Source organism: Kitasatospora sp. NPDC005856 (assembly GCF_040629945.1).
In the GTDB taxonomy this organism is placed as follows: Bacteria; Actinomycetota; Actinomycetes; order Streptomycetales; family Streptomycetaceae; genus Kitasatospora.
On sequence record NZ_JBEXWT010000207.1, the window covers coordinates 1 to 2,549 of the forward strand.

The following is a 2,549-nucleotide window of genomic DNA, read 5'->3' on the forward strand; positions in this document are numbered from 1 at the left end:
ACCCCCAGCAGCTCCACCTGCGCCACCGCCAGGTTCACCGCACCCGCATGCGCCAGACCCACACCCTTCGGCACACCCGTCGACCCCGACGTGTAGATCACATACGCCAGACCCTCCGGCGCCACCGACACCACAGGCGCCGACACCGGAGCCACCGCCAACGCCATCCGCACCAACGGCGCATCCACGGTCACCGTCAGCATCCGCCGAACCGGCAGCTCCTCCAGCACCTCCTCCGAGCCCACCAGCGCAACCGCCCGGCTGTCCGCCAGCATGAACGCGATCCGCTCGGCCGGCGCCTGCGGGTCGATCGGCACATACGCCGCCCCGGCCTTCAGCACCGCCAGCAGCGACACCACCAGCTCGGCACCGCGCTCCATGCAGACCGCGACCACCGACTCCGGACCCACACCACGATCCACCAGGTAGTGCGCCAACCGGTTCGCCCGCTCGTCCAACTCGCGGTACGTCAGCTCGACACCCTCACCCACCACGGCAATCGCATCCGGCGCCTCCGCCACCCGTGCGGCGAACACCCCCGGAACCGTCGACACCGGCACCTCGAACGCGGTGTCGTTCCACTCCACCAGCACCCGACGACGCTCGGTCTCGCCCAGCACGTCGACCCCGCTCAGGCGGGTCTCCGGGTCGAGCAGCACCGTCTCCAGCACCCGCACCCAGGCCGCGGCGATCCGTTCCACCGACGACTGGTCGAACAGGTCCGCGGCGGCAGTCACCCAGCAGCGCAGACCCGCCGGCCGGCCCTCGGCGTCGAACATCTCCCCGGCCGTCACGTCCAGGTCGACCTTCGCCGTCGCCGAACCCGCCATGCCGGCCGGCGCGGCGCCGGTCCGTACGCCCGGCAGGTCGAGCGCCGCCGCCGCGATGTTCATCACGGTCAGCGTCACCTGGAACAGCGGGTTGCGCGAGCGGGAGCGAGCGGGCGCCAGCTCCTCCACCAGCTTCTCGAACGGCACGTCCTGGTGCTCGAACGCTGCCAGCCCGCTCTTGCGCACCCGTCCCAGCAGTTGGCGGAACGAAGGGTCACCGGACAGGTCGGTCCGCATGACCAGGGTGTTGACGAAACACCCGATCAGATCGTCCAGCGCCTCGTCGGTGCGACCGGCCACCGGGGTGCCGAACGGAATGTCGAGGCCGGCGCCCAGCCGGGAGAGCAGCATCGCGGACACGGACTGCAGCAGCATGAACAGCGTCACGCCCTCGCCCTGCGCCAACTCCACCAGCTTCTGGTGCAGTTCGGCGGGGACGTCGAACCCGGTGACGTTCGCCCGGTTGCTCGCGACCGCGGGGCGCGGCCGGTCGAACGGCAGCTCCAGCTCCTCCGGCGCTCCACCCAACGCCTCACGCCAGTAGGCGACCTGGCGGGACATCACACTGTCCGGGTCCTCCTCGTCGCCCAGCAGGTCCCGCTGCCACAGCGCGTAGTCCGCGTACTGCACCGGAAGCGGCTCCCACTCGGGCGCCCGGCCCTCCCGGCGCGCCGCATAGGCGGCGGACAGGTCCCGACCCAGCGGAGCCCGCGACCAGCCGTCACTCGCGATGTGGTGGACGGCCAGCGCCAGCACATGCTCATCGGGCGCGACCGTGAAGAGCGACGCGCGGATCGGGAGGTCGACCGACAGATCGAACACGCGCTTGACGGAGCCGGCGATCGCGTCCTGCAGGTCGTCGGGCTCGACGGCGGCCAGCTCCAGCTTCCAGTCGAGTTCGTCCATCTCCAGGACCCGCTGGTAGGGCTCGTCGTCGGCCACCGCGTACACGGTGCGCAGCACCTCGTGCCGCTCGATGACGTCAAGCAGCGCCGCATCGAGCGCCGCCTTGTCGACGTCGCCGAACAGCCGCCCCACGATGGGGCTGTTGTAGGTGGTGTTCGGGCCTTCGAGCAGGCCGACGAACCAGAGCCGGAGCTGCGCGAACGACAGTGGCAGCCGCTCCGGCTCGGCGGCGACCAGCGCGGCTCGGGCCAGCTCGGCTCCGGACAGTCGGGCCGCGAGCCCGGCCACCGTCGGCGCCTCGAACAGCGTCCGCAGCGGCAGTTCGACGCCCATGGTCGTCCGGATCCGGCTCACCAGCCTGGTGGCCAGCAGCGAGTGCCCGCCGAGTCGGAAGAAGTCGTCCTCGACGCTCACCTTCTCCAGGCCCAGCACGTGCGCGAACGCCTCGCAGAGGAGCTCTTCCTCGGGGGTGGCCGGTGCCCGGCCCGCACCCGCCGTGTACTCCGGGGCGGGCAGCGCGCGGCGGTCGATCTTGCCGTTGACCGTCAGCGGCAGCGCGTCCAGCACCACCACCGCCGACGGAACCATGTACTCCGGCAACCGCTTCGCTGCGAACTCCCGTACTTCCCGCGGAAGTTCTCCGCCATCGCCGTCGGCCGGCACCACGTACGCCACCAGGCGGACATCACCGGGACTGTCCTCACGGGCGATCACCGCCGCCTGCGCGACCCGCGCATGCCCGGCGATGACGGCCTGGACCTCACCCGGCTCGATCCGGAAACCACGGACCTTCACCTGCTCGTCCGCACGGCC

At 71.4% G+C, this 2,549-nt stretch carries 1 protein-coding gene; it reads right to left on the reverse strand.

Annotated elements, in window-relative coordinates; all coding sequences use genetic code 11:
- A partial coding sequence (locus ABZ449_RS41945; protein ID WP_360357389.1) for a condensation domain-containing protein occupies window positions 1-2,531 on the reverse strand: 2,531 nt, incomplete at its 3' end.
- Window positions 2,532-2,549 lie beyond the last annotated feature (18 nt).